Genomic DNA, 17,828 nt, shown 5'->3' on the forward strand with positions numbered 1-17,828 from the left:
TGCGGGGCAGAATCAGGGTGTGTCCGCATCGATCGGGGAATACGCGCTGCTCAGCGACTGCCGCACGGGGGCGCTCGTGTCGCGGCACGGGTCGATCGACTGGTTCTGTCCACCGCGATGGGATGCCCCGTCGGTGTTCGGCGCTCTGCTGGGCACTGAGGAGCACGGCCACTGGACCCTGCGTCCCGTCGACCGCGCGGCGACCGTCACCCGCCGCTACGACGGCGACACCTTCGTGCTCGTCACCCGGTGGGAGACGGCGACGGGTGTCGCCGAGGTGCACGAGTTCATGCCGGTGTGGCCGCACCGCGTCGACATCGTGCGGCGCATCGTCGGCCTGTCGGGCCGGGTGCCGTTCGAGACCGCGCTGCGGCTGCGTTTCGACTATGCCCGGGCGATCCCGTGGGTGCGCCAGCTCGACGGTGCGGTGCCCGAGCTGCACGCGACGGCCGGCCCCGACCGGGTGACCGTGCGGGGCATCCGTCTCGAGGCGCGTGACCACGTGCATCGCGGCACCGTATCGATCGACGCGGGCGGCACGCATGACCTCACGCTGACGTGGTCGCATTCGTTCCGCGACCGTCCCGAGCCGGTCGACGTCGACGCGGCGCTCGTCGCGACCCGCACCGGCTGGCAGGACTGGGCGGACCACATCGCGCACGACGGTCCGTACCGGGCCGAGGTGATCCGCTCGCTGCTCGTGCTGCGCGCCCTCAGCCACGCCGATACCGGCGGCATCGTGGCCGCCGCGACCACGTCGCTGCCGGAGCAGTTCGGCGGCGCCCGCAACTGGGACTACCGCTACGTGTGGCTGCGCGACGCGTCGCTGACGTTGCAGACGCTCGTCGCGCACGGGTTCGTCGAGGCCGCCGACCACTGGCGGCTGTGGCTGCTGCGCGCCATCGCCGGCGACCCCGCGCAGATGCAGATCATGTACGGCATCGCGGGCGAGCGCGACCTCGCCGAGCGCGAGCTCGCGAGTCTCCCGGGCTACAAGGGGGCGGCGCCCGTGCGCATCGGCAACGGCGCCGTCACCCAGTTCCAGGCCGACGTCGTCGGCGAGGTGATGGTCGCGCTGCAGCTGGCCCGGGAGGCGGGCCTCGCCGAGACCGAGTACTCGTGGCCGCTGCAGCTCGCGCTCGTGCGCCGCGCCGAGGTGAGCCTCGACCGGCCCGACAACGGCATCTGGGAGATCCGCGGCGAACCGCGCCGCTTCACCCACTCCCGCGCGATGCTGTGGGCGGCGTTCGATCGGGCGGTGACCGCGGCCGAGAGCACGGGGCTGCGCGGCCCCGTCGCGCACTGGCGCCGGCTGCGCGACGACCTGGCCGCGGAGATCGCCGCGCAGGGCGTGGCATCCGACGGTCATTTCACCCAGTACTACGGCACCGACGAGGTGGATGCCTCGCTGCTGATCCTCGCTCAGGTCGGATTCTGCGCGTACGACGATCCGCGCATGGTCGCCACCGTCGCCCGCATCGAACGCGACCTCATGCCCGACGGCTTCGTGCGGCGCTACCGCACCTCGAGCGGGGTGGACGGGCTCGCCGGTGCGGAGAACCCGTTCCTGGCGTGCAGCTTCTGGCTCGTCGAGCAGTACGCCCACACCGGCCGGTGCGCCGACGCGGAGCGTCTGATGGCGGCCGCCGCGGGGGCGGCGAACGATCTCGGGCTGCTGTCGGAGGAGTACGACCCCGCGCACGAGCGCCAGGCCGGGAACACCCCGCAGGCGTTCTCCCACCTGGCGCTCGTGCGTGCCGCCGACGCGCTGGCCGCGGTATCCTGAGCGCTATGCGCGGCTGAGCGCCTCGCTCAGCTTCACGCGCGCGCCCATGCGCAGCAGCGTGTTCTGGTAGATGCGCGCCCCGACGAGCACGGCGCCGACGCATGTCGCGATGAGCACGATCAGCGCCACGATCGGCTCCCACACCTGCGCGGTGCCGAGGTAGAGCCGCAGCGGCATCGCGACCGGCGCCGAGAACGGCACGTACGACATGACCGCGAGTACGACGGGGTTGTCGTTGAAGAAGATCACGAGGAAGTAGGGCAGCATCACGAGCATCGTGAGCGGGAAGGTCGTCGACCCGATGTCCTCCTGGCGGGACACCATGCTGCCGGCCGCGGCGAACAGCGACGCGAGCAGGATGAAGCCGAACAGGAAGAACACCGCGAACCACACGATCGGGGCGCCGAGGCCGGTGAGCACGGCGTCCTGGCCGGTGATCGAGAGCCCGACGATCGCGATCGCCGCGAGCACGAGGATCTGCGCCATCGCGAGGATCGTGTTGCCGATCACCTTGCCCGCCAGCAGCACCCGCACCGGGATCGCCGAGATCAGCAGCTCGACCACGCGGGTCTGCTTCTCCTCGACGACCGACTGGGCGATCGTGCCGCCGAAGGTCGAGGCGGCCATGAGGAAGACGACGCCGAAGCCGATCGCGGCGAAGTAGCGCAGCATCCCGTCGGTCGACGGCGGGTCGAGCAGATGCACCTGCGGGGTCGCGCTCAGCTGCGCGACGAGGCTCTGTGGCACGTCCTGGTCGCCGACGACCGTGTAGGGGAAGGGCGAGGTGGATGCCGCGGCCCCCGGCACGTCCGCAGACGGCACGATCGCGGCTTTCACGTCGCCGTCGCGCACGGCGGCGAGCGCGGCCTCCGTCGTGGCGGCGGTGGTGACCTCGAGCCCCGGGAGCCCGGCGACGACGGTCGCCGTCTCGGCGGTCACCGCGACCTTGGTGTCGGAGACGTTCTTCGCCGCGAAACCGCCCCAGATGACACCGCCGAGCGCGATCGCGAAGAGGATCAGGGTCGAGATCACGAACGCCTTGCTGCGCAGACGCGAGCCGATCTCGCGCTCGGCGACGAGCCAGACGCCCTGGGCCGCCGAGGGGGCGGCGGGGTGCAGACGGGTCATTTCACGACCTCCTTGAAGATCTGGGCGAGGGAAGGATGCTGCGCGGTGAACGTCGCCACGTCACCGAGCTCGACCGCGCGGCGCAGCACCCGCTGCGCGGTCTGGTCGTCGTCGACGTCGAACACGGCGTGGCCGCCGGCGAACTCGACGACGGTGACGCCCGGCTCGCCGCGGAGCCACCCGGCATCCGTCGCCGAGACGAGCTCGAACCGGTGCGCTTCGTGCTGCGCTCGCAGCTCGGCGCGAGTGCCGGCCGCGCGGATCGTGCCGCCGGCGATGATCACGAGCTCGTCGCAGAGGCGCTCGACGACGTCGAGCTGGTGCGACGAGAACAGCACCGCGGCGCCGCGCTGCGCTCGCTCGTGCAGCACACCGGCGACGACGTCGACGGCGAGCGGGTCGAGTCCGGAGAACGGCTCGTCGAGGATCAGCACCTCGGGGTCGTGCACGAGCGCCGCCGCGATCTGGGCCCGCTGCTGGTTGCCGAGCGAGAGCGTCTCGATGTTGTCGCCGAGGCGCTCGCCGAGCCCGAGACGCTCGAGCAGGTCGTTCGCCTGTCGCGCGGCATCCGTCTTGCCGTAACCGTGCAGGCGGGCGAGATAGGCGATGTGCTCGCCGACCTTCATCTTCGGGTAGAGCCCGCGCTCCTCGGGCATGTAGCCGAAGCGGCGACGGTCGTCGCGGCTCACCGGGGCGCCGTCGAGCAGCACGCTGCCGCCGTCGGCGGCGAGCACGCCCAGCGCGATGCGCATCGTGGTCGTCTTGCCGGCGCCGTTGCCGCCGACGAAGCCGGTGAGCGCGCCGCCGGTCACGCGGAAGCCGACGCCGTCGAGCACCCGGCGTCCGCCGTAGCTCTTGGTCACACCCTGCAGTTCGAGCATGGATCCTCCTCGGGGGTCGTCTCGAACCTACGGATGCCGCAGCCCCCGCGCCTCCCCCCACGGGTGGATCGTGTGGGCGTGCCCCTCCGCCGCGCGGCGGGCGGGCCCTCAGACGAGCCCGCGCCGGTAGGCGAGCACGATCGCCTGCACCCGGTCGCGGGCGCCGAGAGCGCGCAGCACGTTCGACACGTGCGTCTTCACCGTCGCCTCCCCGATGTAGAGCCGCGCGGCGATCTCGGCGTTCGAGAGCGCGTCGGTCATCAGCCGCAGCACGTCGCGCTCGCGGTCGGTGAGGGCGGGCTCGAGGTGCGCGTCATCCGTCGTCGCCGGCTCGGCCGGCGCGACCACCACGGCCGCGCCGGCCGGGCGGGCAGCGGTGACCGGCGGGTGACCGGCGGATGCCGCGGCGAACCGCTCGATCACGCGACGGGTGACCTCGGGCGCGAGCAGGGCGTCGCCGGCCGCGACCGCCCGCACCGCGCGCACGATCTCCTCGGGGCCGGCGTTCTTCAGCAGGAAGCCGCTGGCTCCGGCATCGAGCGCCTGGAACAAGTAGTCGTCGCGGTCGAACGTCGTGACCACCAGCACGCGTGCCTCGACGACGGGATCCGCCGTCAGCAGGCGGGTCGCTTCGAGGCCGTCCATGTCGGGCATCTGCACGTCCATGCACACGACGTCGGGGCGCGTCTCACGCACCACCTCGAGCGCGCGGCGTCCGGTGGGCGCCTCCCCGACGACCTCGATCCCGGTTTGCGCGTCGAGGATCGCCCGGAACCCGGCCCGCATCATCGCGTGGTCATCGACCAGCACCACCCGCACGGCGCTCACGGGGTCTGCTCCACCCGGGCCAGCGGCACCCGCGCCCGCACGATGAAGCCGCCGCCGGTGCGGGGGATGAGCTCCAGGGTTCCGCCCGACACCGTCACGCGCTCGCGCATGCCGACCATCCCGAGGCCGGGGGTGACGGATGCCGCCACCCGCCCGGTGTTCGCGACCTCCAGCTCGACCGCGTCGGCCTCGAAGCGCAGACGCACGTCGGCGGTCGCGTCGTGGCCGCCGTGACGGCGCGCGTTGGTGAGCGCCTCCTGGGCGATGCGCACGAGGTTCACCTGCACGAGATCGGGCACCTCGCACGGTGCGCCGACCGTCGTGAGGGTCGTCGGGAGGCCGGCGGCCGCGGCATTCGTCACCAGCGTCTCGATCGCGTCGAGCGACAGCGACGGCTGGGGTGCGGCATCCGCGTCGGGAGAGGTGCGCAGCGTCTCGAGCAGCTGCCGCAGCTCGGCGAGAGCCGAGCGGGCCGACCCCTCGACCTGCGTGAGGGAGGTGGTCGCGAGCGCCGGGTCGGAGGCCATCACTGTGCGCGCGACCCCCGCCTGCACGCCCATGAGCGACACGTGGTGGGCGACGACATCGTGCAGCTCGCGGGCGATGCGCACCCGCTCGAGCGCGACCGCCTGTGAGGCCGTCACCTCGCGCTCGCGCTCGAGCTCGGCGGTGCGCTCCTCGAGAACCCGGCGCTGCACCCCCGCGGTCCACGCCCTGTCTCCGAAGCCCCATGCGGCGCCGAAGTAGAGCACGTTGATCAGCACGCTCAGCAGCACCTGCGCGATCGCGGGTGACAGTGCGACACCCTGGGGCACGTCGGTCGAGGTCGCGGTCGTCGCGGCCTCGAACATCGACACCACGAGCCACGCGAACATCGCGACGACGATCGCCGCGCGCACGAGGTTCGCGCGGCGGCGGTTCGGCGTCCACGCGCCGATCGAGTAGAACGCGAGGAACACCGCGATGTTGCCGACGAGCACCTCGGGGATGTGGGCGGTCACCGCCACGAAGTACGCGGCCGACACGATCGCCGTCACGATCCCCGGCCACCGGCGTCGCAGGGCGAGGGGCGCCGCCAGCACCGCGGCGTAGGCGATGCCCACCGCGAGCGGCGCCTGCGCCGCACCCCACAGACCGCCGATCGCCGACAGCGCCACGCTCACGAGCGCGAGCACGAAGACCCCGGCGGCGATCACCAGATCGACGCGCTGCTCGCGCCGCCCGAGCGGCAGCGGGCGCAGCGGCGGGGGAAGGGGGGACATCCCTCCAACCTATGGGCGGGCGATGCGCCGCGGCATCCCCCCTGCGGAGGAGAGGAGCGCGCGCACTTGACACGGCGCCGACGCGGACCGAGGCTCATCCTGCGCGCAGCCCGCGCGCCCGAGGCCGAGGAGTCGCCATGTCCGTTCCGCAGATGGTGTTCGTCAACGTCACCACCGAAGACCTCACCCGCAGCATCGCGTTCTATGAGGCGCTCGGCTGCCAGATCAACCCGCTGTTCACGGACGAGAACGCGGCGTGTGTGGTGTGGAGCGACACCGTGTTCTTCATGGTGCTGCGCCGCGACTTCTTCGCGACCTTCACCGACAAGCCCATCGGCGACCCGCGCGCCGAGGTGCAGACGATGATCGCGCTCACCCGCGACTCGCGCGAGCACGTCGATGCGACGCTCACGAAGGGTCTGGATGCCGGCGGCGTCGAGCCGCGCCCGGCTCAGGACCTCGGCTTCATGTACTCGCGCGACCTCGAGGACCCGGATGGCAACATCCTGTCGTTCCTGTGGATGGATCCGGCGGCCGCGGCCCAAGGTCCCGAGGCGTACACCGCCGAACAGGGCTGATCGCGGCGGTTCCCGCGCGCGAGCGGATCGTCGATCCCGGGCGCGCGCGGGGCGCGGGTCAGAAGATCATCGGGCGGTCGTCGTCATCGGGACCCTCGAGATCGAGGTCGACGACGACGGGCACGTGATCGCTCGGGATCTCTCCCTTGCGCTCGTCGCGCGCGATCGAGGCTCCCGCGACCGCGTCGGCGAACGCGTGCGAACCGAGCACGAAGTCGATGCGCAGGCCCTCGTTGCGGGGGAAGCGCAGCTGCTTGTAGTCCCAGTAGGTGTAGCCGGTCGGCACGAGCGGCCGCACGACGTCGCTGAGCCCCGCATCGAGGAGCGCCTGGAACGCCTCTCGCTCGGGCGGGGACACGTGCGTCGTCACGCCCTCGACGACGGTCGGGTCGCCGTTGTCGGCGTCGAGGGGCGCGATGTTGAAGTCTCCGACGAGCGCGAGAGGCAGGTCGGGGTCGGCGCCGAGCGCCCCGCGCGTGTAGCCCTGCAGCGCGGCGAGCCACTCGAGCTTGTAGCGGTAGTGCGGGTCGTCGAGCCCACGGCCGTTGGGAACGTACAGGCTCCACACCCGCACGCCGTCGATCGTCGCGCCGAGCGCACGCGCCTCCTGCGGGGCATCCGGTCCGTCGTAGCCCTTCTGGAAGCCCGGCATGCCGTCGAAGGCGAACGAGACGTCCTCGATGGGCTCACGGCTCGCGATCGCGACGCCGTTCCACTGGTTGTGCCCGTGCGCGACGACCTGGTAGCCCGCCGCCTCGAACTCGGCGTAGGGGAACTGCTCGGGCTTGCACTTGATCTCCTGCATGGCGAGCACATCGATGTTCTCTCGCACGCAGAACTCGACGGTGCGCACGACCCGTGCGCGGATGGAGTTGACGTTCCAGGTCGCAAGCCGCATGGCCCCAGCCTAGGGCGCACCCCCGACGCCGAGTCCGGGTCGCGGCGGGTCCGGCGTGACGGGCGGATGCCGCGCCCCGCCCTACACTCGGAGGCGTGACCGCTGCCTCCGCGCCCGAGCTCGAATCCGACCGTCAGGCGCTCATCGCGCTCATCAAGGACGAGGCCGTGTTCCACGGCGACTTCATCCTCTCCAGCGGCAAGCGGGCGACGTACTACGTCGACATGCGCAAGCTCACGCTCGACCATCGGGCCGCCCCCGCGATCGGTCGCATCATGCTCGACCTCATTCGCGACGTCGACGGCATCGTCGCCGTCGGCGGGCTCACCCTCGGCGCCGACCCGATCGCCAATGCCGTGCTGCACGAGTCGGTGCACGCCGGTCGCCCGCTCGACGCCTTCGTCGTGCGCAAGGAGCCCAAGGACCACGGCCGCGGCCGTCAGATCGAGGGAGCGGATGTCGCGGGCAAGCGCGTCGTCGTGCTCGAGGACACCTCGACCACCGGCCAGTCCGCCCTGAAGGCGGTCGAGGCGCTGCGCCGCGAAGGCGCCGAGCCAGTCGCGGTCGCGGTGATCGTCGACCGTCGCACGGGCGCCCAGGCGGCGATCGAGGCCGAGGGCCTGCAGTGGCTCGCGGCGATCGACCTCGACGACCTCGGTCTCGACCCCCAGTAGCCCCGGGAGTACCCCGCATGAGCACCGTCGCTCTCGCCGTCGACCTCGGCGGCACGAAGATCGAAGCCGCGCTCGTCGAGGCATCCGGTCTCGTGCGCGCTGTCGGCCGCACCCGGCGACCTACCGGGCCTGACACCGATCCTGCCCGATTGGATGCCGCGGCCGCCGCGGTCGTGAGCGCTGCCGTCGCCGCGCTCGGCCCCGACGACGAGCTCGTGGGCGTCGGCATCGGCGCGGCCGGCCCGATCGATGCGGTGCGCGAGACGATCGACCCGGTGAACATGCCCGGCGTACACGGGTTCGCGCTCGCCGATGCGGTGCGGCGCGTGGTCGGCCGCGGCGTGCCGGTGCGACTGCGCCACGACGGCGGCTGCATCGCGCTCGCCGAGAACTGGATCGGCGCGACCGCCGGAACCCGCGCGTCGATGTCGATCGTGGTCTCGACGGGCGTCGGCGGTGGACTCGTCGTCGACGGCGCGCTCGTCGGCGGCGGCACCGGCAACGCCGGCCACATCGGGCAGGTGTCGGCTCCCGCCGGGTTCGAGGGATTCGGCCCGACCCTCGAGCACGTGGCATCCGGCCCCTCGAGCGTGCGCTGGGCGCAGGCCCAGGGGTGGGGCGGCGAGCGTGGTGAGGACCTCGCCCGCGACGCCGCCGCGGGCGACCCGGTCGCGCGCGCCGCGATCGAGCGCTCGGCGCGGGCGGTGGGCATCGTGCTCGCCGACGCCGCGACCCTCATCGACCTCGAGGCCGTCGCGATCGGCGGGGGCTTCTCGACCGTCACGCCCGACTACATCGACCTCGTGCAGGCCTCGCTGCGCGAGAGCGCGGCTCTGCCGTTCTCGCGGGCGACGCGGGTCGTGCCGAGCGGACTCGCCGGCGACGGCCCGCTGATCGGCGCCGCCGCCCTCGTGCTGCGCTGAGGCGAGGCATCCGCTCTCGGTGACGACGGGCGGATCGCTCTTGGATCGATGGATACCCCCACCCGTATTTGACCCAAGTACCCCAGGGGGTATAGCTTCGCTCCGTCGAGAGGAATGCCATGTGCAGTCGAATCACCTGCCCTGAATGCGGCAAAGCCACCTGGACGGGGTGCGGCCAGCACGTCGAGGACGCCCTGCGCGGCGTGGACCCGTCGGAGCGCTGCCCGGGGCACCCCGATGCGTGAGAGCGGAGCACCTCATCGCCTGGTCATCGTGGGGGGCGTTGCCGGAGGCATGAGCGCAGCGGCTCGCGCCCGCCGACTGGACGAGCGCGCGGAGATCGTCGTGCTCGAGCGTGGGGCCTATGTCTCCTTCGCCAACTGCGGATTGCCCTACTTCGTGGGAGGAGAGATCGCCGACGAGAACTCGCTCCTCGTGCAGACACCGAGCTCGCTGCGGGCCGCGCTCGCACTAGATGTGCGCACCGGACATGACGTGCTCGGTCTCGACATCACACGTCGCGTCGTCAGCGTTCGCACGATCGACGGCGACTATGAGATCGCCTACGACGACCTGATCCTCGCCCCGGGCGCTCGGCCGGTGCGCCCCCCGATCCCCGGTCTCGACTCCCCGCGAGTACGCACGCTCCGATCCGTCGACGATGCAACGTCGCTGCGTCGCACCGTCGACCGCGGCATCCGCCGCGCGGTGGTGCTCGGTGCCGGTTTCATCGGGATCGAGGCCGCGGAAGTCATCGCTCGTCGCGGACTCGCGGTCAGCCTGGTGGACGTCGCCTCCCACCCCCTCCCGCCGCTCGAGCGAGAGCTCGCGGCTGTGGTCACTGCCGAGCTTCGTGCCCTGGGCGTCGATCTGCACCTCGGCGTCGCAGCCGACGCCATCGAGCAACACGATGAGGAGGACGTCGTCATCCTCGGCGACGGAGCCAGACTCGCCGCCGATCTCGTCGTTCTCTCTGTCGGCGTGCGGCCGGACACCGAAGTGTTCGAGGCGGCAGGCGTGGGCTGCGAGCGCGGAGCGATCATCGTCGACGGGCACGGTCGAACGACAGTCCCGAACGTCTGGGCCGTCGGTGACGCTGTGCTCAGTGTCGACGGGGTGACCGGCGCACGGCGGCCGATCGCCCTCGCCGGCCCCGCCAATCGCGTCGGACGCCTCGTCGCCGACGCCATCTTCCGGCCCGAGCACGCCCGCATGCTGCCGGCGCCGACGGGCACGGCGATCGTTCGCGTCGGCGACCAGGTCGCCGCGCTGACCGGGGCGAACCGACAGGCGCTCGACGCGGCTGAGGTCGACTACGTCACCCTGCACCTCCACCCGAACCAGCACGCCGGATACTTCCCCGGCGCCACACAGGTGCACCTCGTCGTGCACGCGGCGACATCGAACGGTCGTCTTCTGGGGGCCCAAGCCGTAGGACGGGACGGCGTCGATAAGCGGATCGACGTGCTTGCGACAGCGATTCGCGCCGGGCTCTCGGTCGAGGACCTCATCGACCTCGACCTCGCATACTCGCCGCCGTTCGGGCAGGCGAAGGACCCCGTCAACCTCACCGGGATGCTGGGTGAGAACGTGCGCACCGGTGCGCTGCGCCTCTGGTACGCCGACGAGCTCGCCGCGGTACTCGACCGGGCGCTTCTCCTGGACGTCCGCACGGCGGCAGAGGTCGCCGCAGGCGCAGTACGTGGCGCGATGCACATCCCGCACACCGAGCTGCGGGGGCGCATCGAGGAGGTTCGGTCGGCCGCGGGCGGCCGTCCGATCCGCGTGATGTGCCAATCCGGGGTGCGTTCGGCGATTGCTCATCGGGTCCTCGCGCAAGAGGGGTTCGACTCGGCATCGCTTTCGGGCGGAATGCTCACCCTCCGTGCATGGTGGGGCGGCGAGGCCAGCGAGATCCTCGAGCGGCCCGAGGCGATGCAGCATGCGTGACCGGGTGCCGCGGCTCCCGGTCTGCGCCGCGCCGCCCGGCGAGCGCGCTGTGTACATCGCAGGTGCCGTCGTCCTCCTGTCGGCCGCCGCCGGCCTGTCGGACCAGCCCTGGGCGGCGATTCCGGCCGCAATCGGCGGGCTGCTGCTCGCCTTCTCCGCCATCACCGGTCGCTGCGTCGACTCCCCGATCTCGCGCCGACGCCGGCGTTCCGACGAAGCCGGGCGCGAGTCGAATCCGGCGGCGGCGCCGTCGACCGATCACCCCCGAGAGGATGTCCATGAAGACTGATGACCCCGAAGCGCAGAAGCGCATCCTGCACCGCCTGCGTCGCGCGCGAGGACAACTCGATGCGGTGATCGCCGCCGTGGAGCAGGACAAGCCGTGCCGTGACATCGTCACCCAGCTCGCCGCCGTCTCGAGCGCGCTCGACCGTGCGGGATTCGCGATCGTCTCGACGGCGATGAAGGAGTGCCTCGCCGATCCCGAGAGCGCCGAGCCGGGGCTGAGCACCGACGAACTCGAGAAGCTCTTCCTGATGCTCGCCTGACGGGCTCGGCGAACAGCACCACACCCACGAACACCTACGGAGAGCATCATGTGCACGACCGTCACCTGCCGCACCTGCGGCAAAACCACCTGGCGAGGCTGCGGGCAGCACGTCGACCAGGTCATGCGGGGCATTCCCCAGTCCCAGCGATGCCAGGGACACGAGAAGACGAGTCTGTTCTCGCGGCTCTTCGCGCGCTGACCCTCGTGCTGCGCTGAGGCGAGGCATCCGCTCTCGGTGACGACGGGCGGATGCCGCGGCTCAGTCGACCTCGGGCAGGTCCGACTCGACGGGGGCGCGCTGGATGAGGTCGGCGACCGAGGTGAGGACCTCGTCGGGACGGAACGGGAACCGCTCGATCTCGGCGGGGTCGCTGATGCCGGTCATGACGAGCACCGTGTGCAGTCCCGCCTCGATGCCGGCGACCACGTCGGTGTCCATGCGGTCGCCGATCATCCCGGTCGACTCGGAGTGCGCGCCGATGCGGTTGAGCGCCGAGCGGAACATCATCGGATTCGGCTTGCCCACGACGTACGGCTCGCGGCCGGTCGCCTTCGTGATGAGGGCGGTGATCGCGCCGGTCGCGGGCAGGATGCCGTCGACCGACGGGCCGGTCGCGTCGGGGTTCGTGGCGATGAAGCGGGCACCCGCGGCGATGTAGCGGATCGCCTTCGTGATCGCCTCGAACGAGTAGTTGCGGGTCTCGCCGACCACGACGTAGTCGGGCATCGTCTCGGTGAGGATGAAGCCCGCCTCGTGCAGCGCCGTGGTGAGGCCGGCCTCGCCGATCACGAACGCCGATCCGCCCGGCGCCTGCGCCTTCAGGAAGTCGGCGGTCGCGAGCGCCGACGTCCAGATCGCGGTCTCGGGCACGATGAGCCCCGATGCCCGCAGGCGCGCACTCAGGTCGCGCGGCGTGAAGATCGAGTTGTTCGTCAGCACGAGGAACGGCGTGCCCGTGTCGGTCCACTGGGCGAGCAGTTCGGCGGCTCCGGGGATCGCCTGGTTCTCATGCACGAGAACCCCGTCCATGTCGGTCAGCCAGCACTCGACGTCGGCACGTGTACGCATGTGTTCAGCCTAGGGTGCGGCATCCGTCATCGCCGTGAAACGGCCCGGGCGTAAGGTCGTAGCCGTGAGCGCGAGAGCGGCTGAGTGGAACCCCCTGCACCTGCCCGATCTGCGCGGGCGCAGCTATCTCGTGACGGGTGCCAACGCGGGGCTCGGCTATTTCTCGTGCGAGCAGCTCGTGCGCGGCGGCGCCCACGTCATCATGACCGGCCGCAACCCGCATCGGCTGTCGGCGGCGAAGGCTGCCGTGCTCGGTCGCACGGCGGATGCCCCGCATCGCGGCACGATCGAGACGCTGCTGCTCGACACCTCCAATCTGGGCTCGGTGCGTGCGGCCGCCGCGACGGTGCGGCATCGCGGGCGCCTGCACGGACTGCTGCTCAACGCCGGCATGGTGCACCCGCCGCGGCACCGGCAGACGACCTTCGACGGCAACGAGCTGGTGTTCGCGACGAACGCGCTCGGTCACTTCGCGCTCGCCGGCGCCCTGCTGCGCACGCTCGCGGCCGCGCGCGGCCGCATGGTGTGGCTCGGCAGCATGTCGACCTCGCTCGGGCGCATCGATCCCGTCGATCCGCAGCTCGCCTCGGGCTACTCCGGCTGGCGCGCCTACGTGCAGTCGAAGATCGCGACCACCGCGCTCGGCCTCGAGGCCGATCGTCGCCTGCGCGCCGAGCGCGTGCCGGTCGCGAGCGTCATCGCCCACCCGGGCTATTCGGTCAGCGGGCGCACCGCCGGCATCCAGGGCGTCAATGAGCCGAGTCGCCTGGGCCGGTTCGTCGACAACCTCCAGTCGCCCCTCACCCAGTCGAAGGAGCACGGCGCCTGGCCGCTCGTGCGCGCGCTCGTCGATCCCGACGTCGTCGGCGGGCAGTTCTGGGGACCGGCGCGGGTGACGAGCGGACCGCCGCGGCTCGCGGCTCCCGCCAAGGTCACCCAGGATCCGGCCGTCGCGGAGCGGTACTGGGTGACGTGCGAGAACGCGACGCGTCTGCGCTGGCCGTTCGAGGCCGCGCGCCGCTGAGGGCGCCCGGTCGCGGCGGTGCGATGTCGGTGCGGGCCGCCGTGCGGCGCGGCGCTAGGCGCTGAGCCAGACCGCCGTCGCCGCGCCGTCGGGAAGTGCCGCCGCGGCTCCGTCGAGCGTCACCACCGGGCTCGCGCCCGCGGTCACGACCGTGACGGTGTGCCCCACATCGACCCCCGCCTGCTCGAGGGCGCGCAGCAGCGCCGGGTCGTAGTCGCTCACGCGCAGCACCCGTCCGCGATGCCCGGTCTCGGCCTCGGCGAGCAGCACGAACGGCTCGCGCTCCACCTCGCCGTCGGCATCGGGGATCGCGTCGCCGTGCGGATCGAACCGGGGCCGCCCGAGCCGGGCGTCGATGCGTTCGAGCAGCCGGTCGCTCAGCGAGTGCTCGAGCACCTCGGCCTCGTCGTGCACCTCGTCCCAGCTGTAGCCGAACTCCTGCACGAGCCACGTCTCGATGAGACGGTGGCGGCGCACCATCTGCGCGGCGCGGTGCAGTCCGCCGTTGGTCAGCTCGATCGGGCCGTACGGGCGGTGCCGCACGAGACCCGCAGCGGCGAGCTTCTGCACCATCTCGGTCACGCTCGACGGGGCGAGGCCGAGCACGGTCGCCAGCTGCGAGGGAGTGATGCGGTCCGGCTGCCACTCGGTGTGCTGGTAGATCGTCTTCAGGTAGTCGTCGACGGCCGGACTCGACGAGGACGCGGGGGACACGGCATCCAGGTTATCCGGCGCCCGTCGTGACCAGCACGAGCAGCACGGCGTTCAACGCCACCAGAAGGACGGATGCCACGGCCCCCAGCGCGATCGTCACTCCCCGGTTGCGGTGGGTGCCGAGCACAGACCGGCGGGAGGTCAGCCACACGAGCGGGACGATCGCGAACGGGATGCCGAATGACAGCACGACCTGACTGAGCACGAGCGCCCAGGTCGGGTCGACACCCGCCCCGAGGATCGCGAGCGCCGGAACGAGGGTGACGATGCGGCGGGCGACGAGCGGCACCCGCACGCGCAGGAGGCCGTGCATGATCTCCGAGCCCGCATACGCTCCGACCGACGTGCTGGCGAGGCCGCTGGCGAGGAGCCCGACCGCGAAGAGCACCGCGATGATCGGGCCGAGGCTGTCGCGGATCGCCGCGTACGCGCCCTCCAGGGTGTCGGTTCCGGCCGCGCCCGGAAGGGTGACGGCCGCGATCAGCAGCATCACGAGGTTGACCGACCCGGCCACGATCATCGCGATCGAGACGTCCCAGCGCGTGGCGACGAGGATGCGGCGGGTGGCGGCATCCGTCAGCGTCGACGCCCGGCGCGGGAGCGACGTCGTCGGCGTGCCGTGGAAGCGGTCGCGGGTGAGCGCCGAGTGCGCGTAGATCGCATGCGGCATGACCGTCGCCCCGAGGATCGACGCGGCCAGCAGCACCGAGTCGGTGCCCTGGAAGCGCGGCACGAGACCGCCGAGCACCCCGGCCGCATCGGGCGGGGCGATGAGCACGCCCGCCGAGAAGCCCACCACGATGACGACGAGGAACGCGGCGATCGTGAGCTCGAACCGTCGGGCGCCGCCGCGGCTGTGCACGATGAGCACGCCGAGGGAGATCGCGCCGGTGATGGCCCCGCCGAGCACGAGCGGGAGGCCGAACAGCAGATGCAGCGCCACCGCGCCGCCGATGACCTCGGCGATGTCGGTGGCCATGGCGACGACCTCGGCCTGCAGCCAGTAGGCGCGCCGTCCCCACGGTGAGCGGATGCGGCTGCCGAGCACCTCGGGCAGGCTCGCGCCGGTGACGACGCCGAGCTTCGCCGACAGGTACTGCACGAGCCAGGCGGTGAGGTTCGCCGCGACGATGACCCACACGAGCAGGTAGCCGTAGGCGGCGCCGGCCGACATGTTGCTCGCGACGTTGCCCGGGTCGAGGTAGGCGACCCCCGCGACGAGCGCCGGGCCGAGCAGCAGCACGAGCCGCGGCTGCGCGGTGCGCGCCGGCGCCGGGTCGAGGGCGACCTCGGCCGTGCTGCGCATATTTTTCGGCATGCCGAAACCTTACCCATTTTTCGGTACGCCGAAAACCCTCAGCGCCCGGGGCGACGACTACCGTGAAAGCCGTGACCGACAGCCCCGCCGACCCTGACGAGCCCGAACTCGCGCACGGCGTCGGTCCCTGGCCGGGAGGCGGCGCCGCCTGGCCCGACGACGACCGTTACGACCCCGAGCTGCTCGCCGACGGCGACCGCCGCAACGTCATCGACCGCTACCGGTACTGGCGCATGGCGGCGATCGTCGCAGACCTCGATGAGAGGCGGCATCCGTTCCACGTCGCCATCGAGAACTGGCAGCACGACCTCAACATCGGCTCCATCGTGCGCAGCGCCAACGCGTTCCTCGCCGACACCGTGCACATCATCGGGCGCCGGCGGTGGAACCGCCGCGGCGCCATGGTCACCGACCGCTACCAGCACGTCGTGCACCACGACGACATCGCCGCCTTCACCGCCTGGGCCGCCGCCGCGCAGCTGCCGGTCATCGCGATCGACAATGTCGACGGGTCGGTGCCCGTCGACCGGGCCGACCTTCCCGAGCGCTGCGTGCTGCTGTTCGGCCAGGAAGGGCCGGGGCTCTCGCCCGAGGCGCTCGCCGCGGCATCCGCCACGGTCGAGATCACCCAGTACGGGTCGACCCGCTCGATCAACGCCGGGGCCGCCGCCGCGATCATCATGTACGAGTGGTGCCGGCGTCACGCCGGCTGAGGGATGCCGCGGAATACCCCGGGCTCCTCGCGGCTTGTGCTCACCGGCGGCGATGCCGCGGAACGGAGTGCGCATGAGTGACGGCGTCGGTCTCAGGTCGGAACGCGGACCCATCCTGCTCGCGCTCATGGTGGCGACCGGCATCGTCGCGATCGACGCGACCATCCTCGCGACCGCCGTGCCGAGCGTCGTCGAGGACCTCGGCGGCTACAGCCAGTTCCCGTGGCTGTTCTCCATCTACCTGCTCGCGCAGGCGATCACCGTGCCGATCTACTCGAAGCTCGCCGACACGATCGGGCGCAAGCCCGTCATGATCATCGGCATCGCCCTCTTCCTGCTCGGCTCGGTGCTGTGCGCGGTGGCCTGGTCGATGCCAGCGCTGATCGTCTTCCGCGCGATCCAGGGTCTCGGCGCGGGGGCGGTGCAGCCCATGGCGATCACGATCGCCGGTGATATCTACACGATCGCCGAGCGGGCCAAGGTGCAGGGCTACATCGCCGGCGTGTGGGCGGCGGCGAGCGTGGTCGGCCCGGCGCTCGGCGGGATCTTCGCACAGCTGGGCATCTGGCGCTGGATCTTCTGGGTCAACCTGCCGCTGTGCATCGCGGCGCTCTGGCTCATCGCCCGCAACTTCCACGAACCCGGGGTGCGGCGCGCCGACGCGCCGCGGCACCGCATCGACGTCGCCGGGTCGCTGCTGATCATGGGCGGCGCGGGCCTCGCGATCCTCGGTGTGCTCGAAGGCGGCGTCGCGTGGGCATGGGACTCGCCCGCGAGCATCGGCGTGTTCGTCGCCGCGGCGGTGCTGCTGATCGTGTTCGTGTTCGTCGAACGACGCGCGGCCGAGCCCGTGCTGCCGCTCGCGCTCATGGGGCGACGCCTCATCTGGAGCAGTTCGCTCATCTCGCTCGGCATCGGCGCCGGCCTCATCGGCCTGACCTCGTTCGTGCCCGGCTACCTGCAGCACGCGGCGGGTGCGATCCCGCTGATCGCGGGCTTCGCCGTCGCCGCCCTCACGATCGGCTGGCCGATCGCGGCGAGCATGTCGGGGCGGGTGTTCTACCTGCGCATCGGCTTCAAGCCCACGGTTCTCATCGGGCTCACGATCGCCATCGTCGGAACCGCCGCGCTCGCGATCACCTCGGCGTGGCCCTCGGTCGCCCTCGTGGCGCTGTGCTGCATCGTCACCGGCTTCGGGTTCGGCCTCGTCGCCACCCCGAGCCTGATCGCCGCGCAGGCGAGCGTCGAGTGGAGCCAGCGCGGCGTCGTCACCGGCGCCAACATGTTCGCACGCTCGATCGGCAGCGCCGTGGGCGCGGCGATCTTCGGGGCCATCAGCACGGCCGCCCTCGCCGGACGGGCCGAGACGGATGCCGCGGGCGCCGCCGCGGCCGGCACCGCGGTGTTCGTGGCGGTGCTCGTCACGGTCGCGGCGATGATGCTGGTCGCCGTCGCGATGCCCGCGGTGCGCGCCGACGTGACGCCCATCCCGCAGCCCGCCGCCGGCGACTGATCACGGTCTGCGGGTCAGC

20 protein-coding genes are annotated in these 17,828 nt (G+C 71.9%); 12 read left to right on the plus strand and 8 right to left on the minus strand.

Annotation, left to right across the window (positions count from 1 at the left end; translation table 11 throughout):
* Positions 1-19 precede the first annotated feature (19 nt).
* Complete coding sequence (locus FFS51_RS05715) at positions 20-1,786, plus strand: glycoside hydrolase family 15 protein (protein WP_137877764.1); 1,767 nt, start codon at positions 20-22, stop codon at positions 1,784-1,786.
* Positions 1,787-1,789: 3 nt separating this feature from the next.
* Here the strand turns inward: FFS51_RS05715 and FFS51_RS05720 are convergent, their stop codons facing one another.
* The 4 genes from FFS51_RS05720 to FFS51_RS05735 form a co-directional block, all read right to left on the minus strand.
* A complete protein-coding gene (locus tag FFS51_RS05720) occupies positions 1,790-2,914 on the minus strand; it encodes an ABC transporter permease (protein WP_056518891.1) in 1,125 nt (374 codons plus the stop codon).
* Positions 2,911-3,795 carry an ABC transporter ATP-binding protein gene (locus FFS51_RS05725; RefSeq protein ID WP_056518889.1) on the minus strand — a complete coding sequence of 295 codons (885 nt, stop codon included), beginning with the start codon at positions 3,793-3,795 and terminating at the stop codon, positions 2,911-2,913. The genes FFS51_RS05720 and FFS51_RS05725 overlap by 4 nt, the downstream gene beginning before the upstream one ends.
* 108 nt (positions 3,796-3,903) lie before the next feature.
* Positions 3,904-4,584, minus strand: a complete 681-nt coding sequence (locus FFS51_RS05730; protein ID WP_056206432.1) for a response regulator — start codon at positions 4,582-4,584, stop codon at positions 3,904-3,906.
* Positions 4,585-4,619: 35 nt separating this feature from the next.
* Positions 4,620-5,885 (minus strand): sensor histidine kinase, encoded by a 1,266-nt coding sequence (locus FFS51_RS05735; protein WP_056206331.1) that lies wholly within the window; start codon positions 5,883-5,885, stop codon positions 4,620-4,622.
* A 137-nt stretch (positions 5,886-6,022) separates the two neighbouring features.
* Here FFS51_RS05735 and FFS51_RS05740 point away from each other — a divergent pair, with 137 nt between their 5' ends.
* Positions 6,023-6,463: a VOC family protein gene (locus FFS51_RS05740; RefSeq protein ID WP_137877765.1), complete on the plus strand. Its 441-nt coding sequence runs from the start codon at positions 6,023-6,025 to the stop codon at positions 6,461-6,463.
* A 58-nt stretch (positions 6,464-6,521) separates the two neighbouring features.
* Here the strand turns inward: FFS51_RS05740 and FFS51_RS05745 are convergent, their stop codons facing one another.
* Complete coding sequence (locus FFS51_RS05745; RefSeq protein ID WP_045246378.1) at positions 6,522-7,361, minus strand: exodeoxyribonuclease III; 840 nt, start codon at positions 7,359-7,361, stop codon at positions 6,522-6,524.
* A 95-nt stretch (positions 7,362-7,456) separates the two neighbouring features.
* On the opposite strand from FFS51_RS05745, the gene pyrE reads away from it, so the two are divergent.
* The 7 genes from pyrE to FFS51_RS15015 all read left to right on the plus strand — a co-directional run bounded on the left by pyrE (position 7,457) and on the right by FFS51_RS15015 (position 11,657).
* Entirely contained in the window at positions 7,457-8,035 is a 579-nt protein-coding gene (pyrE, locus tag FFS51_RS05750) for an orotate phosphoribosyltransferase (protein WP_056206332.1), read from the plus strand.
* Between the two features lie 17 nt (positions 8,036-8,052).
* Entirely contained in the window at positions 8,053-8,958 is a 906-nt protein-coding gene (locus FFS51_RS05755; RefSeq protein ID WP_056206334.1) for an ROK family protein, read from the plus strand.
* A gap of 119 nt (positions 8,959-9,077) precedes the next feature.
* Positions 9,078-9,203, plus strand: a complete 126-nt coding sequence (locus FFS51_RS15010; RefSeq protein ID WP_489433926.1) for a DUF8730 family Cys-rich protein — start codon at positions 9,078-9,080, stop codon at positions 9,201-9,203.
* Complete coding sequence (locus tag FFS51_RS05760) at positions 9,196-10,908, plus strand: FAD-dependent oxidoreductase (protein WP_056518886.1); 1,713 nt, start codon at positions 9,196-9,198, stop codon at positions 10,906-10,908. The genes FFS51_RS15010 and FFS51_RS05760 overlap by 8 nt, the downstream gene beginning before the upstream one ends.
* Positions 10,901-11,197, plus strand: a complete 297-nt coding sequence (locus FFS51_RS05765) for a YgaP family membrane protein (RefSeq protein ID WP_056206336.1) — start codon at positions 10,901-10,903, stop codon at positions 11,195-11,197. Before FFS51_RS05760 ends, FFS51_RS05765 begins: the two co-directional genes overlap by 8 nt.
* Entirely contained in the window at positions 11,187-11,456 is a 270-nt protein-coding gene (locus FFS51_RS05770) for a metal-sensitive transcriptional regulator (protein ID WP_045246373.1), read from the plus strand. Before FFS51_RS05765 ends, FFS51_RS05770 begins: the two co-directional genes overlap by 11 nt.
* A gap of 48 nt (positions 11,457-11,504) precedes the next feature.
* On the plus strand, positions 11,505-11,657 hold the full coding sequence (locus FFS51_RS15015; RefSeq protein ID WP_048809382.1) for a DUF8730 family Cys-rich protein: 153 nt from the start codon (positions 11,505-11,507) through the stop codon (positions 11,655-11,657).
* A 60-nt stretch (positions 11,658-11,717) separates the two neighbouring features.
* Here FFS51_RS15015 and FFS51_RS05775 read toward each other — a convergent pair whose 3' ends face one another.
* Positions 11,718-12,527, minus strand: coding sequence for an HAD-IIA family hydrolase (locus tag FFS51_RS05775; RefSeq protein ID WP_045246372.1), 810 nt, complete (start codon positions 12,525-12,527; stop codon positions 11,718-11,720).
* A 64-nt stretch (positions 12,528-12,591) separates the two neighbouring features.
* On the opposite strand from FFS51_RS05775, the gene FFS51_RS05780 reads away from it, so the two are divergent.
* On the plus strand, positions 12,592-13,551 hold the full coding sequence (locus FFS51_RS05780; protein ID WP_045246371.1) for an SDR family NAD(P)-dependent oxidoreductase: 960 nt from the start codon (positions 12,592-12,594) through the stop codon (positions 13,549-13,551).
* A 54-nt stretch (positions 13,552-13,605) separates the two neighbouring features.
* Here FFS51_RS05780 and FFS51_RS05785 read toward each other — a convergent pair whose 3' ends face one another.
* On the minus strand, positions 13,606-14,265 hold the full coding sequence (locus FFS51_RS05785) for a metal-dependent transcriptional regulator (protein ID WP_056206340.1): 660 nt from the start codon (positions 14,263-14,265) through the stop codon (positions 13,606-13,608).
* A 10-nt stretch (positions 14,266-14,275) separates the two neighbouring features.
* Positions 14,276-15,583, minus strand: a complete 1,308-nt coding sequence (locus FFS51_RS05790) for an Nramp family divalent metal transporter (RefSeq protein ID WP_171006115.1) — start codon at positions 15,581-15,583, stop codon at positions 14,276-14,278.
* Positions 15,584-15,654: 71 nt separating this feature from the next.
* On the opposite strand from FFS51_RS05790, the gene FFS51_RS05795 reads away from it, so the two are divergent.
* Both FFS51_RS05795 and FFS51_RS05800 read left to right on the plus strand, forming a co-directional pair.
* On the plus strand, positions 15,655-16,296 hold the full coding sequence (locus FFS51_RS05795; RefSeq protein ID WP_056206345.1) for a TrmH family RNA methyltransferase: 642 nt from the start codon (positions 15,655-15,657) through the stop codon (positions 16,294-16,296).
* 73 nt (positions 16,297-16,369) lie between these two features.
* Positions 16,370-17,809: an MFS transporter gene (locus tag FFS51_RS05800; RefSeq protein WP_056518883.1), complete on the plus strand. Its 1,440-nt coding sequence runs from the start codon at positions 16,370-16,372 to the stop codon at positions 17,807-17,809.
* The last annotated feature ends 19 nt before the right edge of the window (positions 17,810-17,828 follow it).

This window comes from Microbacterium sp. 4NA327F11 (assembly GCF_005503465.1).
In the GTDB taxonomy this organism is placed as follows: domain Bacteria; phylum Actinomycetota; class Actinomycetes; order Actinomycetales; family Microbacteriaceae; genus Microbacterium; species Microbacterium ginsengisoli.